At 55.6% G+C, this 17,133-nt stretch carries 12 protein-coding genes, 4 tRNA genes and 2 rRNA genes (1 of these 18 only partly in view); all 18 read left to right on the top strand.

Annotated features, from left to right (window positions below):
- Positions 1-578, top strand: a 23S ribosomal RNA gene (locus tag AC3IUA_RS27855) (it extends 2,314 nt beyond the left edge of the window).
- A 163-nt stretch (positions 579-741) separates the two neighbouring features.
- Positions 742-857 (top strand): 5S ribosomal RNA (rrf, locus tag AC3IUA_RS27850).
- Between the two features lie 219 nt (positions 858-1,076).
- Complete coding sequence (birA, locus tag AC3IUA_RS27845) at positions 1,077-2,036, top strand: bifunctional biotin--[acetyl-CoA-carboxylase] ligase/biotin operon repressor BirA (protein ID WP_489357981.1); 960 nt, start codon at positions 1,077-1,079, stop codon at positions 2,034-2,036.
- Positions 2,026-2,775, top strand: a complete 750-nt coding sequence (locus tag AC3IUA_RS27840; protein ID WP_489357980.1) for a pantothenate kinase — start codon at positions 2,026-2,028, stop codon at positions 2,773-2,775. Before birA ends, AC3IUA_RS27840 begins: the two co-directional genes overlap by 11 nt.
- 7 nt (positions 2,776-2,782) lie before the next feature.
- On the top strand, positions 2,783-3,229 hold the full coding sequence (locus tag AC3IUA_RS27835) for a hypothetical protein (RefSeq protein ID WP_489357979.1): 447 nt from the start codon (positions 2,783-2,785) through the stop codon (positions 3,227-3,229).
- A gap of 142 nt (positions 3,230-3,371) precedes the next feature.
- Positions 3,372-3,456 (top strand) — tRNA-Tyr (locus AC3IUA_RS27830).
- 23 nt (positions 3,457-3,479) lie between these two features.
- Positions 3,480-3,553, top strand: a tRNA-Gly gene (locus AC3IUA_RS27825).
- Between the two features lie 26 nt (positions 3,554-3,579).
- A tRNA-Thr gene (locus tag AC3IUA_RS27820) sits at positions 3,580-3,655 on the top strand.
- A gap of 84 nt (positions 3,656-3,739) precedes the next feature.
- Positions 3,740-4,933: an elongation factor Tu gene (tuf, locus tag AC3IUA_RS27815; protein WP_489357978.1), complete on the top strand. Its 1,194-nt coding sequence runs from the start codon at positions 3,740-3,742 to the stop codon at positions 4,931-4,933.
- 54 nt (positions 4,934-4,987) lie between these two features.
- Positions 4,988-5,063 (top strand) — tRNA-Trp (locus tag AC3IUA_RS27810).
- Positions 5,064-5,108: 45 nt separating this feature from the next.
- Positions 5,109-5,477: a preprotein translocase subunit SecE gene (secE, locus tag AC3IUA_RS27805; RefSeq protein ID WP_003186101.1), complete on the top strand. Its 369-nt coding sequence runs from the start codon at positions 5,109-5,111 to the stop codon at positions 5,475-5,477.
- Between the two features lie 9 nt (positions 5,478-5,486).
- The gene (gene nusG, locus AC3IUA_RS27800) at positions 5,487-6,020 is read left to right on the top strand and encodes a transcription termination/antitermination protein NusG (RefSeq protein WP_004883648.1); all 534 of its coding nucleotides are present in this window, start codon (positions 5,487-5,489) and stop codon (positions 6,018-6,020) included.
- A gap of 118 nt (positions 6,021-6,138) precedes the next feature.
- Positions 6,139-6,570 carry a 50S ribosomal protein L11 gene (gene rplK / locus AC3IUA_RS27795; RefSeq protein WP_003210097.1) on the top strand — a complete coding sequence of 144 codons (432 nt, stop codon included), beginning with the start codon at positions 6,139-6,141 and terminating at the stop codon, positions 6,568-6,570.
- Complete coding sequence (gene rplA, locus AC3IUA_RS27790; protein ID WP_003232403.1) at positions 6,570-7,265, top strand: 50S ribosomal protein L1; 696 nt, start codon at positions 6,570-6,572, stop codon at positions 7,263-7,265. The genes rplK and rplA overlap by 1 nt, the downstream gene beginning before the upstream one ends.
- 198 nt (positions 7,266-7,463) lie before the next feature.
- A complete protein-coding gene (gene rplJ / locus AC3IUA_RS27785; protein ID WP_489357977.1) occupies positions 7,464-7,964 on the top strand; it encodes a 50S ribosomal protein L10 in 501 nt (166 codons plus the stop codon).
- 78 nt (positions 7,965-8,042) lie between these two features.
- The gene (rplL, locus tag AC3IUA_RS27780; protein ID WP_489357976.1) at positions 8,043-8,408 is read left to right on the top strand and encodes a 50S ribosomal protein L7/L12; all 366 of its coding nucleotides are present in this window, start codon (positions 8,043-8,045) and stop codon (positions 8,406-8,408) included.
- A gap of 220 nt (positions 8,409-8,628) precedes the next feature.
- Positions 8,629-12,702: a DNA-directed RNA polymerase subunit beta gene (rpoB, locus tag AC3IUA_RS27775; protein ID WP_489357975.1), complete on the top strand. Its 4,074-nt coding sequence runs from the start codon at positions 8,629-8,631 to the stop codon at positions 12,700-12,702.
- Between the two features lie 64 nt (positions 12,703-12,766).
- On the top strand, positions 12,767-16,966 hold the full coding sequence (gene rpoC, locus AC3IUA_RS27770) for a DNA-directed RNA polymerase subunit beta' (protein WP_489357974.1): 4,200 nt from the start codon (positions 12,767-12,769) through the stop codon (positions 16,964-16,966).
- Positions 16,967-17,133: the final 167 nt, after the last annotated feature.

Genomic DNA, 17,133 nt, shown 5'->3' with positions numbered 1-17,133 from the left:
AAAGGCAAAAGCGCGCTTGACTGCGAGACAGACACGTCGAGCAGGTACGAAAGTAGGTCTTAGTGATCCGGTGGTTCTGTATGGAAGGGCCATCGCTCAACGGATAAAAGGTACTCCGGGGATAACAGGCTGATACCGCCCAAGAGTTCATATCGACGGCGGTGTTTGGCACCTCGATGTCGGCTCATCACATCCTGGGGCTGAAGCCGGTCCCAAGGGTATGGCTGTTCGCCATTTAAAGTGGTACGCGAGCTGGGTTTAGAACGTCGTGAGACAGTTCGGTCCCTATCTGCCGTGGACGTTTGAGATTTGAGAGGGGCTGCTCCTAGTACGAGAGGACCGGAGTGGACGAACCTCTGGTGTTCCGGTTGTCACGCCAGTGGCATTGCCGGGTAGCTATGTTCGGAATAGATAACCGCTGAAAGCATCTAAGCGGGAAACTAGCCTCAAGATGAGATCTCACTGGGACCTTGAGTCCCCTGAAGGGCCGTCGAAGACTACGACGTTGATAGGTTGGGTGTGTAAGCGCTGTGAGGCGTTGAGCTAACCAATACTAATTGCCCGTGAGGCTTGACCATATAACACCCAAGCAATTTGCTGACTCGAAAGGGCGCCAGATTGCGGTGTGTGAAGACGCAACAGTCGAAAGTTTGCAGCACTCACAAAAGCAGCACAAATCTATTACATACCCATTCGCTGGAGCGTGATCTCGCAAGAGAAGACGACCCGGCTACCGAATTTCTTGACGACCATAGAGCATTGGAACCACCTGATCCCATCCCGAACTCAGCAGTGAAACGATGCATCGCCGATGGTAGTGTGGGGTTTCCCCATGTGAGAGTAGGTCATCGTCAAGATTAAATTCCAAAACCCCTATCTGCATCTGCAGGTAGGGGTTTTGTTTTTTGCGCGATTTAAAGGATCCGCCGATCGACGCTCGATTGATCGCGATAGCAATTTCGAAATCGCCAACGCGATTCCCTCTCCCCGCTTGCAGCTGCTTCAGTTCTTGCGGCTTATAGCTTGCAGCTCAAGTCATAGTTATCATGCGTGCCTTATTGTGAGGCGAGACTTGCATGCTGACGTTGTTGAAGCTTCTGAAGGATGGCCGATTCCATTCCGGGCAGGCGCTCGGTGCTGCCTTGGGCATCAGCCGCAGTGCTGTGTGGAAGCAACTGCAGCAGCTGGAAATCGAATTGGGTTTGTCCATTCACAAGGTCCGCGGCCGCGGTTATCAGCTGGCTGCGCCGCTCACACTGTTGAGTGCTGGCGAAGTTAGCGAGCATTCGGCCGCGTGTGCCTGGCCTGTTCTGGTCTTTGATTCGATTGACTCCACTAATGCAGAAGCCTTGCGCTGCATTGAGCGCGGGATGGCTGCGCCGTTCCTGGTGCTTGCCGAGCGGCAGACTGCTGGGCGTGGTCGACGTGGCCGTAAGTGGGTAAGTCCATTTGCGGAAAACGTTTATTACAGCCTGGTGCTGCGTATCGAGGGTGGGATGCGTCAGTTGGAGGGGCTCAGTCTGGTTGTGGGGTTGGCGGTAATGCGCACTCTGCAAGAGCTGGGTATCTCTGATGCGGGATTGAAGTGGCCAAATGATGTGCTGGTCGGTCAGAAGAAGATCGCCGGGATCTTGCTGGAGTTGGTCGGAGATCCGGCAGATGTGTGTCACGTCGTGCTGGGTGTCGGGATTAATGTGAATATGCAGATGGCCGAAGAGGTCGATCAGCAATGGACGTCGATACGGCTCGAGACGGGCAAGGCCTTTGATCGCAACCTGCTGGTGGCTCGCTTGGGAGACATGCTCCAGGCCTACTTGATTCGTCACCAGGAGTCGGGTTTTGCGGCTATCCAGGCGGAATGGGAGCAGAACCATCTGTGGCAAGGACGTGCGGTTTCCTTAATTGCCGGAGTCAACCGGATTGACGGCGTTGTGATGGGCATCGATCGGCAAGGCGCACTGCGTTTGAAGGTGGATGATGTGGAGAAAGTCTTCAGTGGTGGTGAGCTCAGTCTGAGGTTGCGCAATGATTCTTGAGCTTGACTGCGGTAACAGCTTCATCAAATGGCGCGTGCTTCATGCTGATGCCGCTCGTATGTTTGCCGAGGGCGTGGTTGATTCGGATCTTGCCTTGCTGGAGAGCTTGCGTGAGCTTGATGGCCTGGCTCTCAAGCACTGTAGGCTAGTCAGCGTCCGGTCCAATGAAGAAACCGCTGTGCTGGTGTCTTCATTGGTCGAGGAGTTTGGCGTATCTATTGCGCGCGCGGTGCCGGCTCGTGAGATGGCAGGGGTTCGTAATGGCTACGAGGATTACGAGAGGCTGGGACTGGATCGCTGGCTTGCGATGCTCGGAGGCTTTCACCTCGCATCCGGAGCCTGCCTGGTGCTCGATTTCGGAACGGCGGTGACAGCGGACTTCATTGCAGCCGACGGTGAGCACCTGGGAGGCTTCATCTGTCCGGGAATGCCGCTGATGCGCAATCAGTTGCGCACCCACACACGACGAATCCGCTATGACGACCTGGCAGCCGAGCGTGCCCTGGAAAAACTGGTTCCGGGTATTACAACGGTTGAGGCGGTCGAGCGCGGATGCTCGTTGATGCTCAGGGGGTTTGTTCTGACGCAGCTGGAGTTGGCACGCAGCTACTGGGGTGAGGATTTTGTGGTGTTTCTCACCGGTGGTGATGCGGGTCTGGTGTCCGAAGTCGTGCCTGGGGCCAGGGTCGTTCCGGATCTTGTATTTGTAGGCTTGGCTATGGCGTGTCCTTTGTCTTGAGGTTTTTATGCGTTGGTTGTTTCTGTTGCTGCTGGTTCTCAATGGGTTCTATTACGTCTGGCATCAACAGGAAGCGCCCATGCGAGCGAAGGACGTGACGCCGTTGAGCCTGTATCGCGGTTCGCAGCAGGATATCCGCTTGCTGAGTGAGTCGGACGATGCTCTGGCAAGGCTTAACAAGGCCAAGGCGGCCGAGGCGGACAGTAATTGCCTCTATGTCGGAGGTTTTACTCGTCAGGACAAGGTTCGGGAGCTCGAGCAGCGCTTGAGCGGGCTTGATATCAAGACTCGGCCACAGCCGCCAGCTCGGGCAGGCGACAGCGGTTTTTGGCTGCGCGTGGCGCCGGAGAGTCGGTATTTGGCCAATGATCTGCTGCTGCAGAACCTTGCTAAAGAATTCAATGAGTTAAAACATAAAATAATGCCGTGCGAAGGCATTGCAACTGTCGAATAGTTTGCATAGAATGGCGCCCGCTCCACAGTGAAGACCTTTAACGGTCAACGATGTGAAGCGAGGTCAACGCAGCTAACCTCAGGTTTTTAATGAGAAAATGCTTGACAGAAGGGTAGCATGATATAGAATGCTGCCTCGCTTAGGAGGGGTTCCCGAGCGGCCAAAGGGATCAGACTGTAAATCTGACGTCTACGACTTCGAAGGTTCGAATCCTTCCCCCTCCACCAATTTAGCGCGAGCTGAAAGCTCCGCGGGTATAGTTTAGTGGTAGAACCTCAGCCTTCCAAGCTGATGATGCGGGTTCGATTCCCGCTACCCGCTCCAAGTTTTCAGGTTGTGCAATGTGTTTCGCTCTTGTAGCTCAGTTGGTAGAGCACACCCTTGGTAAGGGTGAGGTCAGCGGTTCAAATCCGCTCAAGAGCTCCATATAACAAGGCAGATATGAAAATATCTGCCTTTGTTTTAATGGCTAGTGTCACTTGCTTAATTCTTCTCCTGAGGGTGATTTCGATGGCTAAGGAAAAGTTCGAACGGAATAAGCCGCACGTCAACGTGGGCACCATTGGTCACGTCGACCACGGTAAAACTACTCTGACTGCTGCCTTGACTCGCGTTTGCTCCGAAGTTTTCGGTAGTGCGAAGGTTGACTTCGACAAGATCGATAGCGCCCCGGAAGAAAAAGCTCGTGGTATTACCATCAACACCGCTCACGTTGAATACGACTCGGCCGTGCGTCACTACGCACACGTCGACTGCCCGGGTCACGCTGACTATGTGAAGAACATGATCACCGGTGCTGCGCAGATGGATGGTGCAATCCTGGTTTGCTCGGCCGCTGATGGTCCGATGCCGCAAACCCGAGAGCACATTCTGTTGTCGCGTCAGGTTGGTGTTCCGTACATCGTTGTCTTCCTGAACAAGGCAGACATGGTTGATGATGCCGAGCTGCTCGAACTGGTTGAAATGGAAGTGCGCGATTTGCTGAGCACTTACGATTTCCCGGGCGATGACACTCCGATCATCGTTGGCTCCGCGTTGATGGCGCTGAACGGTCAAGACGATAACGAGATGGGCACCACTGCCGTTCGTAAGCTGGTCGAGACTCTGGATAGCTACATTCCTGAGCCGGTTCGCGCTATCGACAAGCCGTTCCTGATGCCGATCGAGGATGTGTTCTCGATCTCCGGTCGCGGTACTGTTGTAACCGGTCGTATCGAACGTGGCATTGTAAAGATTCAAGAAGAGATCGAAATTGTCGGTCTGCGTGACACCATCAAGACCACCTGTACAGGTGTCGAGATGTTCCGCAAGCTGCTCGACGAAGGTCGTGCAGGCGAGAACTGCGGTGTGTTGCTGCGTGGCACCAAGCGTGACGATGTCGAGCGTGGCCAGGTACTGGTCAAGCCGGGCAGCGTCAAGCCGCATACGAAGTTCGTTGCTGAGGTTTATGTTCTGAGCAAGGAAGAAGGTGGTCGTCATACGCCATTCTTCAAAGGCTACCGTCCACAGTTCTACTTCCGTACGACTGATGTGACTGGTAACTGTGAGCTGCCAGAAGGCGTTGAGATGGTGATGCCGGGTGATAACGTTCAGATGACCGTTACCCTGATCAAGACCATCGCGATGGAAGATGGCTTGCGTTTCGCCATTCGTGAGGGCGGTCGTACCGTCGGTGCGGGTGTCGTGGCAAAAGTTATCGAGTAAGTTGTTGAAGTATCTTTGTCGGGCCGACATAATGGTCGGCCTGATTTTGTTTTTAGGTCAGTAGCTCAATTGGCAGAGCGACGGTCTCCAAAACCGTAGGTTGGGGGTTCGATTCCCTCCTGACCTGCCAGATTCACTCGGTGTGTCTGGCTTTCTTTTCACAGGATTTTCTTAGATGACTCCCAAGGCTGAAGCTCAAGGTTCTCGCTTCGATCTGCTCAAGTGGCTTGTAGTAGTCGCTTTGGTGGTTGTTGGTGTGGTGGGTAATCAGTATTACTCCGCTTCGCCGATCCTGTATCGCGTACTGGCTTTGCTTGCCATTGCTGCTGTAGCTGCTTTTGTAGGCCTACAGACTGCCAAGGGCAAGTCTTTCTTTGTACTCGCTAAGGAAGCTCGCACCGAAATCCGTAAAGTCGTATGGCCAACTCGCCAAGAAACCACGCAGACCACGTTGATCGTAGTGGCTGTTGTTCTGGTTATGGCGTTGCTGTTGTGGGGGCTTGATTCCCTGCTCGGCTGGCTTGTTTCCTTGATTGTTGGCTAAGGGTGTCCCGTGGCTAAGCGTTGGTACGTTGTGCATGCTTACTCGGGTTACGAGAAGCATGTCATGCGCTCGTTGGTCGAGCGTGTAAAGCTGGCTGGCATGGAAGAAGGCTTCGGCGAAATTCTGGTTCCCACTGAAGAAGTGGTTGAAATGCGTAACGGCCAGAAACGCAAAAGCGAGCGCAAGTTCTTCCCAGGTTATGTGCTGGTGCAGATGGATATGAATGAGGGTACTTGGCACTTGGTCAAGGATACCCCTCGCGTCATGGGCTTCATCGGCGGAACCGCTGACAAGCCTGCGCCGATCACCGACAAAGAGGCGGAAGCAATTCTGCGTCGTGTTGCTGACGGTAGCGACAAGCCGAAGCCGAAAACGCTGTTCGAGCCAGGTGAAGTGGTACGCGTCACCGATGGTCCGTTCGCCGATTTCAATGGCACGGTTGAAGAAGTTAACTACGAAAAGAGCCGGATCCAAGTGGCTGTGCTTATTTTCGGTCGCTCTACTCCGGTAGAGCTAGAGTTCAGTCAGGTCGAAAAGGCATAACTGAACAAGCATCCCATACCCCGCAGCCTAAGGCTGTGGGGTTTTGTCGTCACTGGGATAAACGCGCAAGTAGCCGGGGAGCCTTTCGAGGCGTTCGAACCCGTAATTGGAGTGCCTCATGGCCAAGAAGATTACCGCTTACATCAAGCTGCAAGTGAAGGCCGCTCAGGCTAACCCAAGCCCACCTGTTGGTCCTGCTCTGGGTCAGCACGGCGTGAACATCATGGAATTCTGCAAGGCTTTCAACGCCCGTACCCAGGGTATTGAACCAGGTCTGCCGACTCCAGTGATCATCACTGTCTACAGCGACCGTAGCTTCACTTTCGAAACCAAGTCCACCCCTGCTTCGGTTCTGCTGAAGAAGGCTGCTGGTCTGACTAGCGGTTCGGCTCGTCCGAACACTGTCAAGGTTGGCACCGTTACCCGTGCTCAGCTGGAAGAAATCGCGAAAACCAAAAACGCGGATCTGACTGCAGCTGATATGGATGCAGCCGTGCGTACTATCGCCGGTTCTGCTCGTAGCATGGGCCTTAACGTGGAGGGTGTGTAATGGCTAAGCTGACCAAGCGCCAAAAGGCTATCGCCGGCAAAATCGAAGCAGGCAAGGCCTACAACTTTGTAGACGCCGCTGCACTGCTGACCGAGCTGTCGACTGTCAAGTTCAGCGAGTCGGTTGACGTCGCTGTAAACCTGGGTGTCGACCCGCGTAAATCTGACCAGGTTGTTCGTAGCGCTACTGTGCTGCCACACGGCACTGGCAAGACCGTTCGCGTTGCTGTGTTCACCCAGGGTCCAGCTGCTGAGGCCGCTCTGGCTGCCGGCGCTGACCGTGTAGGCATGGACGACCTGGCTGCCGAAATGAAAGGCGGCGACCTGAACTATGACGTGGTTATCGCATCCCCGGATGCAATGCGCGTTGTGGGTCAGTTGGGTCAGATCCTCGGTCCACGTGGTCTGATGCCTAACCCGAAAGTCGGCACCGTTACCCCGGACGTCGCTACCGCGGTTAAAAACGCCAAGGCTGGTCAGGTTCGTTATCGCACCGACAAAAACGGCATCATCCACACTTCCGTTGGCAAGGTCGGTTTCGACGCCGTCAAGCTGAAGGAAAACGTTGAAGCCCTGATCGCTGATCTGAAGCGTATCAAGCCAGCTTCTTCGAAAGGTATCTACGTCAAGCGCGTTACCCTGAGCACCACTATGGGCCCAGGTCTGGTCATCGACCAAGGCTCGCTGGACGTATAAGACACAGGTTGGCGCAAGCGATTGCGCCAATTGAAAGATTGGGGTCCCTGCCTGGCGGGGGCTATCCAAGACCGTAGGCGACGCAAGTCTTAAACCTCAAGCCTACGCAGATGGTGCTCCCGGTTCCTTACCGAATCAGACACCAAAACGACATCCGGCTCCGGTTGGATGAAACGGTAACAAGCAGGAGTTTTTCCCGTGGCAATTAAACTTGAAGACAAGAAGGCCATCGTCGCTGAAGTCAACAAGGCTGCCCAAGTTGCTCTGTCCGCTGTCGTGGCTGATGCCCGTGGCGTAACAGTAGGCGCTATGACCGGACTCCGTAAAGAGGCTCGTGAAGCTGGCGTTTACGTACGTGTTGTACGTAACACTCTGCTCAAGCGCGCTGTTGCCGGCACTCAGTATGACGTGCTCAACAACGTGTTCACTGGCCCTACCTTGATTGCATTCTCCAACGAACACCCAGGCGCTGCTGCCCGTTTGTTCAAAGAGTTCGCAAAAGGTCAGGACAAGTTCGAGATCAAGGCAGCTGCGTTCGAGGGTAACTACCTCGCAGCTAATCAGATCGACGTACTGGCAAGCCTGCCGACCCGTGACGAAGCAATTTCTCAGCTGATGAGCGTGATTCAAGGCGCTACCAGCAAATTGGCTCGTACTCTGGCGGCTCTTCGCGACCAGAAAGAAGCTGCCGCAGCCTGAGGCTGAGCAACTCCTTTTTACGTTTATTGTTTATTTCGATGGCCGTAGGCCGTCACCCCAATACAGGAATTTATAGTCATGTCTCTGACTAACGAGCAAATCATCGAAGCAATCGGCGAAAAATCCGTTCTGGAAATCGTTGAACTGATCAAAGCCATGGAAGAGAAGTTCGGCGTTTCCGCTGCTGCTGCTTCCGCTGGCCCAGCTGTTGCTGCTGCCGTTGTTGAAGAACAAACTGAATTCAACGTCATGCTGCTGGAAGCTGGCGAGAAGAAAGTTAACGTGATCAAGGCTGTACGTGAGCTGACCGGTCTGGGCTTGAAAGAAGCCAAGGCTGTAGTTGACGGCGCTCCAGGCATGGTTCTGGAAGCTGTGTCTAAAGACGCTGCTGACAAAGCCAAGGCTACCTTGGAAGAAGCAGGCGCTAAAGTCGAGCTGAAATAAGCATCGACTTTGCGTCTCCAGCCCAAGCGTTAAGCGGAAGGCTGATGGCTGGTGGCTCTTGCCACCGGCCTTTTTCCGTTATTGGCAATCGACTCGGTCGTCGCCATTAACGCGCTGTAACCACCCGATGCGGTGGCGCAAACCATGGGGTTTGCAAGATTTTCTGGCTGCTCCCGTCGGGAGGGGCCAAACAAGCAGGTGACCAAGCTGGGGAACGCTGATGGCTTACTCATATACTGAGAAAAAACGTATCCGCAAGGACTTTAGCAAGTTGCCGGACGTCATGGATGTGCCGTATCTCCTGGCAATCCAGCTGGATTCGTATCGTGAATTCTTGCAGGCGGGAGCGACTAAAGATCAGTTCCGCGACGTGGGCCTGCATGCGGCCTTCAAATCCGTTTTCCCGATCATCAGCTACTCCGGCAATGCTGCGCTGGAGTACGTCGGTTATCGCCTGGGCGAACCGGCATTTGATGTCAAAGAATGCGTGCTGCGCGGTGTCACGTACGCCGTACCTTTGCGGGTAAAAGTCCGTCTGATCATTTTCGACAAAGAATCGTCGAACAAAGCGATCAAGGACATCAAAGAACAAGAAGTCTACATGGGTGAAATCCCCCTGATGACTGAGAACGGTACCTTCGTAATCAACGGTACCGAGCGAGTAATCGTTTCCCAGCTGCACCGTTCCCCGGGCGTGTTCTTCGACCACGACCGTGGCAAGACGCACAGCTCCGGTAAACTGCTGTACTCCGCGCGGATCATTCCTTACCGCGGTTCGTGGCTGGACTTTGAGTTCGACCCGAAAGACTGCGTGTTCGTGCGTATCGACCGTCGTCGCAAGCTGCCTGCATCGGTATTGCTGCGCGCGCTCGGCTATACCACCGAGCAAGTGCTCGACGCGTTCTATACCACTAACGTTTTCCATGTGAGCGGTGAAAACCTCAGCCTGGAACTGGTGCCTCAGCGCCTGCGTGGTGAAATCGCTGTTATCGATATCCTCGATGACAAAGGCAAGGTTATTGTCGAGCAGGGTCGTCGTATCACCGCTCGCCACATCAACCAGCTGGAAAAAGCCGGGATCAAAGAGTTGGTTATGCCCCTGGACTACGTCCTGGGTCGCACGACCGCCAAGGTCATCGTGCATCCGGCAACCGGCGAAATCCTGGCTGAGTGCAACACCGAGCTGAACACCGAGATCCTGGCGAAAATCGCCAAGGCCCAGGTTGTTCGCATCGAGACGCTGTACACCAACGATATCGACTGCGGTCCGTTCGTCTCCGACACCCTGAAGATCGACTCCACCAGCAACCAATTGGAAGCGCTGGTCGAGATCTATCGCATGATGCGTCCAGGCGAGCCGCCAACCAAAGACGCCGCCGAGACCCTGTTCAACAACCTGTTCTTCAGCCCTGAGCGCTATGACCTGTCTGCGGTCGGCCGGATGAAGTTCAACCGTCGTATCGGTCGTACCGAGATCGAAGGTTCGGGCGTGTTGTGCAAGGAAGACATCGTCGCGGTTCTGAAGACTCTGGTCGACATCCGTAACGGCAAGGGCATCGTCGATGACATCGACCACCTGGGTAACCGTCGTGTTCGCTGCGTAGGCGAAATGGCCGAAAACCAGTTCCGCGTTGGCCTGGTACGTGTTGAGCGTGCGGTCAAAGAGCGTCTGTCGATGGCCGAAAGCGAAGGCCTGATGCCGCAAGACCTGATCAACGCCAAGCCAGTGGCTGCTGCGGTGAAAGAGTTCTTCGGTTCCAGCCAGCTGTCGCAGTTCATGGACCAGAACAACCCGCTGTCCGAGATCACCCACAAGCGTCGTGTCTCTGCACTCGGCCCAGGCGGTTTGACTCGCGAACGTGCAGGCTTCGAAGTCCGTGACGTACACCCGACTCACTACGGTCGTGTATGCCCGATTGAAACGCCGGAAGGTCCGAACATCGGTCTGATCAACTCCCTGGCTGCCTATGCGCGCACCAACCAGTACGGCTTCCTTGAAAGCCCGTACCGCGTGGTGAAAGACGCTCTGGTCACCGACGAGATCGTGTTCCTGTCCGCCATCGAAGAAGCTGATCACGTGATCGCTCAGGCTTCGGCCACGATGAACGACAAGAAAGTCCTGATCGACGAGCTGGTAGCTGTTCGTCACTTGAACGAGTTCACCGTCAAGGCGCCGGAAGACGTCACCCTGATGGACGTATCGCCGAAGCAGGTAGTTTCGGTTGCTGCGTCGCTGATTCCGTTCCTCGAGCACGACGACGCCAACCGTGCGTTGATGGGTTCGAACATGCAGCGTCAGGCTGTACCCACCCTGCGTGCTGACAAGCCGCTGGTCGGTACCGGTATGGAGCGTAACGTAGCCCGTGACTCCGGCGTTTGCGTCGTGGCCCGTCGTGGTGGCGTGATCGATTCCGTGGACGCCAGCCGTATCGTGGTTCGTGTTGCCGATGACGAAGTTGAAACCGGTGAAGCCGGTGTCGACATCTACAACCTGACCAAGTACACCCGCTCCAACCAGAACACCTGCATCAACCAGCGTCCGCTGGTGAGCAAGGGTGATCGGGTTCAGCGCAGCGACATCATGGCCGACGGTCCGTCCACCGACATGGGTGAGCTGGCGCTGGGTCAGAACATGCGCATCGCGTTCATGGCATGGAACGGCTTCAACTTCGAAGACTCCATCTGTCTGTCCGAGCGTGTGGTTCAGGAAGATCGCTTCACCACGATCCACATTCAGGAACTGACCTGTGTGGCGCGTGACACCAAGCTTGGGCCTGAGGAAATCACTGCAGACATCCCGAACGTGGGTGAAGCTGCACTGAACAAGCTGGACGAAGCCGGTATCGTTTACGTAGGTGCTGAAGTAGGCGCAGGCGACATCCTGGTCGGTAAGGTCACTCCGAAAGGCGAGACCCAGCTGACTCCGGAAGAAAAACTGCTGCGTGCGATCTTCGGTGAAAAAGCCAGCGACGTTAAAGACACCTCCCTGCGCGTGCCTACCGGCACCAAGGGTACCGTCATCGACGTACAGGTCTTCACCCGTGACGGCGTCGAGCGTGATGCTCGTGCACTGTCGATCGAGAAGACTCAGCTCGACGAGATCCGCAAGGATCTGAACGAAGAGTTCCGTATCGTTGAAGGCGCGACTTTCGAACGTCTGCGTTCCGCTCTGGTCGGCCGCAAAGCCGAAGGCGGCGCCGGTCTGAAGAAAGGTCAGGACATCACCGACGAAATTCTCGACGGTCTTGAGCACGGCCAGTGGTTCAAGCTGCGCATGGCTGAAGATGCTCTGAACGAGCAGCTCGAGAAGGCTCAGGCCTACATCATTGATCGCCGCCGTCTGCTGGACGACAAGTTCGAAGACAAGAAGCGCAAACTGCAGCAGGGCGATGACCTGGCTCCAGGCGTGCTGAAAATCGTCAAGGTTTACCTGGCAATCCGCCGCCGCATCCAGCCGGGCGACAAGATGGCCGGTCGTCACGGTAACAAAGGTGTGGTCTCCGTGATCATGCCGGTTGAAGACATGCCGCACGATGCCAATGGCACCCCGGTCGACGTCGTCCTCAACCCGTTGGGCGTACCTTCGCGTATGAACGTTGGTCAGATCCTTGAAACCCACCTGGGCCTCGCGGCCAAAGGTCTGGGCGAGAAGATCAACCGTATGATCGAAGAGCAACGTAAAGTTGCCGATCTGCGCAAGTTCCTGCACGAGATCTACAACGAGATCGGCGGCCGTAACGAAGATCTGGACAGCTTCTCCGACCAGGAAGTCCTGGATCTGGCGAAAAACCTGCGCGGCGGCGTACCGATGGCCACTCCGGTGTTCGACGGTGCCAAGGAAAGCGAAATCAAGGCCATGCTGAAACTGGCGGACCTGCCAGAAAGCGGCCAGATGCAGCTGACCGACGGCCGTACCGGCAACAAGTTCGAGCGCCCGGTTACTGTTGGCTACATGTACATGCTGAAGCTGAACCACTTGGTAGACGACAAGATGCACGCTCGTTCTACCGGTTCGTACAGCCTGGTTACCCAGCAGCCGCTGGGTGGTAAGGCGCAGTTCGGTGGTCAGCGTTTCGGGGAGATGGAGGTCTGGGCACTGGAAGCATACGGTGCTGCATACACTCTGCAAGAAATGCTCACAGTGAAGTCGGACGATGTGAACGGCCGGACCAAGATGTACAAAAACATCGTGGACGGCGATCACCGTATGGAGCCGGGCATGCCCGAGTCCTTCAACGTGTTGATCAAGGAAATTCGTTCCCTCGGCATCGATATCGATCTGGAAACCGAATAACACGTGACGCGAATCGAGAGCGGGGCAGGATTGCCCGCTCTCTGCTCCGCCAGGAGGAAAGGCCTTGAAAGACCTACTGAATTTGCTGAAAAACCAGGGTCAAGTCGAAGAGTTCGATGCCATCCGTATTGGATTGGCATCGCCTGAGATGATCCGTTCGTGGTCGTTCGGTGAAGTTAAAAAGCCGGAAACCATCAACTACCGTACGTTCAAACCAGAGCGTGACGGTCTGTTCTGCGCCAAGATCTTTGGCCCGGTAAAGGATTACGAGTGCTTGTGCGGTAAGTACAAGCGCTTGAAGCACCGTGGTGTGATCTGCGAGAAGTGCGGCGTTGAAGTCGCACTGGCCAAAGTTCGTCGTGAGCGCATGGCGCACATCGAACTGGCTTCGCCAGTTGCCCACATCTGGTTCCTGAAATCGCTGCCGTCCCGTATCGGCTTGCTGATGGACATGACCCTGCGTGATATCGAACGCGTTCTCTACTTCGAGAGCTATGTCGTTATCGATCCAGGCATGACCACCCTTGAAAAAGGTCAGCTGCTCAACGACGAGCAGTACTTCGAAGCGCTGGAAGAGTTCGGCGACGATTTCGATGCCCGCATGGGAGCCGAAGCCGTTCGTGAGCTGTTGCACGCTATCGATCTGGAACACGAGATTGGCCGTCTGCGTGAAGAAATTCCGCAAACCAACTCCGAAACCAAAATCAAGAAGCTGTCCAAGCGTCTGAAGTTGATGGAAGCCTTCCAGGGTTCCGGCAACCTGCCAGAGTGGATGGTGCTGACCGTTCTGCCGGTTCTGCCGCCAGATCTGCGTCCACTGGTCCCGCTGGATGGCGGTCGTTTCGCGACTTCCGACCTCAACGATCTGTATCGTCGAGTGATCAACCGTAACAACCGCTTGAAGCGTTTGCTCGATCTGTCCGCTCCGGACATCATCGTGCGCAACGAAAAGCGTATGTTGCAGGAAGCTGTCGATGCACTGCTCGACAACGGTCGTCGTGGCCGCGCTATCACTGGTTCCAACAAGCGTCCTCTGAAATCCCTGGCTGACATGATCAAGGGTAAACAGGGTCGTTTCCGTCAGAACTTGCTCGGTAAGCGTGTTGACTACTCCGGTCGTTCGGTAATTACCGTAGGTCCGACCCTGCGTCTGCATCAGTGCGGTCTGCCGAAGAAAATGGCTCTCGAGCTGTTCAAGCCGTTCATTTTCGGCAAGTTGGAAATGCGCGGTCTCGCGACCACCATCAAAGCTGCCAAGAAGATGGTCGAGCGCGAACTGCCAGAGGTCTGGGACGTTCTCGCTGAAGTGATTCGTGAACACCCGGTTCTCCTCAACCGTGCACCGACCCTTCACCGTCTGGGTATCCAGGCGTTTGAACCGGTACTGATCGAAGGTAAGGCTATCCAGCTGCACCCTCTGGTCTGTGCTGCGTACAACGCCGACTTCGACGGCGACCAAATGGCCGTGCACGTACCGCTGACACTGGAAGCCCAGCTCGAAGCGCGTGCGTTGATGATGTCGACCAACAACATTCTGTCGCCAGCCAACGGTGAGCCAATCATCGTTCCGTCGCAGGACGTTGTATTGGGTCTGTACTACATGACTCGTGAAGCGATCAACGCCAAAGGCGAAGGTCGTGTGTTCGCGGATCTGCAGGAAGTTGACCGTGTATTCCGCGCCGGCGAAGCCGCGCTGCATGCCAAAGTCAAAGTGCGGATCAACGAAACCGTCAACGATCGTGATGGTGGCAGCGTGACCAACACTCGTATCGTCGACACTACCGTCGGCCGTGCGCTGTTGTTCCAGGTTGTGCCAAAAGGTTTGTCCTTCGACGTCGTCAACCTGCCGATGAAGAAGAAAGCGATCTCCAAGCTGATCAACCAGTGCTACCGCGTGGTTGGTTTGAAAGAGACCGTGATTTTCGCTGACCAGTTGATGTACACCGGTTTTGCCTATTCGACCATTTCCGGCGTTTCCATCGGTGTTAACGACTTCGTTATCCCGGATGAGAAAGCGGCCATCATCGGTGCAGCTACCGATGAAGTGAAAGAGATCGAAAGTCAGTACGCCTCCGGCCTGGTAACCCAGGGCGAGAAGTACAACAAAGTGATCGACCTTTGGTCCAAGGCGAACGACGAAGTTTCCAAGGCGATGATGTCGAACCTCTCGAAAGAGAAGGTTATCGACCGTCACGGCGTCGAAGTCGACCAAGAGTCCTTCAACTCGATGTACATGATGGCCGACTCGGGCGCACGGGGTTCTGCTGCGCAGATCCGTCAGCTCGCCGGTATGCGTGGCCTGATGGCCAAGCCGGACGGTTCCATCATTGAAACGCCGATTACTGCGAACTTCCGTGAAGGTTTGAGCGTACTTCAGTACTTCATCTCCACTCACGGTGCTCGTAAAGGTTTGGCGGATACCGCGTTGAAAACTGCGAACTCCGGTTACCTGACTCGTCGTCTGGTAGACGTGGCGCAGGATCTGGTCGTGACCGAGATCGATTGCGGCACCGAACATGGCCTGGTAATGACTCCGCACATTGAAGGCGGTGACGTTGTAGAGCCGTTGGGTGAGCGCGTATTGGGTCGTGTCATTGCCCGTGACGTATTCAAGCCAGGTACCGAGGACGTTATCGTTCCTGCAGGCACCCTGGTTGATGAGAAGTGGGTCGAGTTCATCGAACTCAACAGCATCGACGAAGTGATCGTACGTTCGCCGATCAGCTGCGAAACCCGCTTTGGCATCTGTGCCAAGTGCTACGGCCGTGACCTGGCTCGTGGTCACCAGGTGAACATCGGTGAAGCGGTCGGCGTTATCGCTGCCCAGTCCATCGGTGAACCGGGTACCCAGCTGACGATGCGTACGTTCCACATCGGTGGTGCGGCAAGCCGGACCTCCGCGGCCGATAGCGTTCAGGTGAAGAATGGCGGTACCGTCCGTCTGCACAACCTGAAGCACGTTGAGCGAGTGGATGGTTGCCTGGTTGCTGTGTCCCGTTCCGGTGAGCTGGCGATCGCTGATGACTACGGTCGTGAGCGCGAGCGCTACAAGCTGCCGTACGGTGCTGTGATTTCGGTTAAAGAGGGTGACAAGGTCGACGCTGGCGCAATCGTGGCCAAGTGGGATCCGCACACTCACCCAATCGTTACCGAAATGAAAGGTACCGTGACCTACGTGGGCATGGAAGAAGGCATCACGATCAAGCGTCAGACTGACGAATTGACCGGTATGACCAACATTGAAGTACTCGACGCCAAAGACCGTCCAGCAGCGGGCAAGGACATCCGTCCTGCCGTGAAGATGGTTGATGACAACGGCAAGGATCTCTTGCTGCCGGGTACCGACGTAATTGCTCAGTACTTCCTGCCAGCCAACGCATTGGTTGGTGTGGCGGACGGTGCGCGGATCGCGATCGGTGACGTAATCGCTCGTATTCCGCAAGAAACTTCGAAAACCCGTGACATCACCGGTGGTCTGCCGCGTGTTGCCGACTTGTTCGAAGCCCGTCGTCCGAAAGAAGCCTCTATTCTGGCTGAAGTCAGCGGCACCATCGCGTTCGGTAAAGAGACCAAAGGCAAGCGCCGTCTGGTCATTACCCCGAACGACGGTACCGATCCGTATGAAGAGCTGATTCCGAAGTGGCGTCACCTGAACGTCTTCGAAGGCGAACAGGTTAACCGCGGCGAAGTTATCTCCGACGGTCCGAGCGATCCGCACGACATCCTGCGTCTGCTGGGTGTGAGTGCGCTGGCCAAGTACATTGTTAACGAGATCCAGGACGTTTACCGTCTGCAAGGCGTGAAGATCAACGATAAGCACATCGAGACCATCCTGCGTCAGATGCTGCGTAAAGTTGAAATCGCTGAATCCGGCGATTCCACTTTCATCAAGGGCGACCAGATGGAATTGACTCACGTTCTGGTAGAAAACGAGCGCCTGGCGAACGACGAGAAATTCGTTTCCAAGTTCACTCGTGTTCTGCTGGGTATTACCAAGGCGTCGTTGTCCACCGAATCGTTCATCTCGGCGGCCTCCTTCCAGGAGACCACTCGCGTACTGACCGAAGCGGCGGTAACCGGCAAGCGCGATTACCTGCGCGGCCTGAAAGAAAACGTGGTCGTGGGTCGTCTGATTCCGGCTGGTACCGGTCTGGCTTATCACAGCGAGCGCAAGCGTCGCCGTGATGCTGACAAACCGTTGCGCGTGAGCGCCAGTGAAGTGGAAGCTGCACTGACCGAAGCGCTGAACTCGAGCGGTAACTGAGTTCTGCGGTAAATAAGCGCCGGGCCCTGGCAGCCCTGCCTGACTCGCCCCGGGATTTTTTCCGGGGCGAGTAGGGCGGGGAGGTCGGGGCCTTGCCTTGACTGGGGGCAAGAACCTCTTTAGACTCTTGTACCCCTAAATTTGGCGGGAATTCGTTCCTGCCATTT

This window comes from Pseudomonas sp. KH_050, from assembly GCF_057838875.1.
The sequence above is the reverse complement of the archived record's forward strand: the minus strand, read 5'-3'. Positions and strand labels throughout refer to the sequence as shown.

What these genes read in the sequence shown, in the direction of transcription:
- birA (WP_489357981.1), top strand. Translation starts at nt 1,077, where the DNA reads ATGCTGACGTTGTTGAAGCTTCTGAAGGATGGCCGATTCCATTCCGGG.
- AC3IUA_RS27840 (WP_489357980.1), top strand. Translation starts at nt 2,026, where the DNA reads ATGATTCTTGAGCTTGACTGCGGTAACAGCTTCATCAAATGGCGCGTG.
- AC3IUA_RS27835 (WP_489357979.1), top strand. Translation starts at nt 2,783, where the DNA reads ATGCGTTGGTTGTTTCTGTTGCTGCTGGTTCTCAATGGGTTCTATTAC.
- tuf (WP_489357978.1), top strand. Translation starts at nt 3,740, where the DNA reads ATGGCTAAGGAAAAGTTCGAACGGAATAAGCCGCACGTCAACGTGGGC.
- secE (WP_003186101.1), top strand. Translation starts at nt 5,109, where the DNA reads ATGACTCCCAAGGCTGAAGCTCAAGGTTCTCGCTTCGATCTGCTCAAG.
- rplK (WP_003210097.1), top strand. Translation starts at nt 6,139, where the DNA reads ATGGCCAAGAAGATTACCGCTTACATCAAGCTGCAAGTGAAGGCCGCT.
- rplA (WP_003232403.1), top strand. Translation starts at nt 6,570, where the DNA reads ATGGCTAAGCTGACCAAGCGCCAAAAGGCTATCGCCGGCAAAATCGAA.
- rplL (WP_489357976.1), top strand. Translation starts at nt 8,043, where the DNA reads ATGTCTCTGACTAACGAGCAAATCATCGAAGCAATCGGCGAAAAATCC.
- rpoB (WP_489357975.1), top strand. Translation starts at nt 8,629, where the DNA reads ATGGCTTACTCATATACTGAGAAAAAACGTATCCGCAAGGACTTTAGC.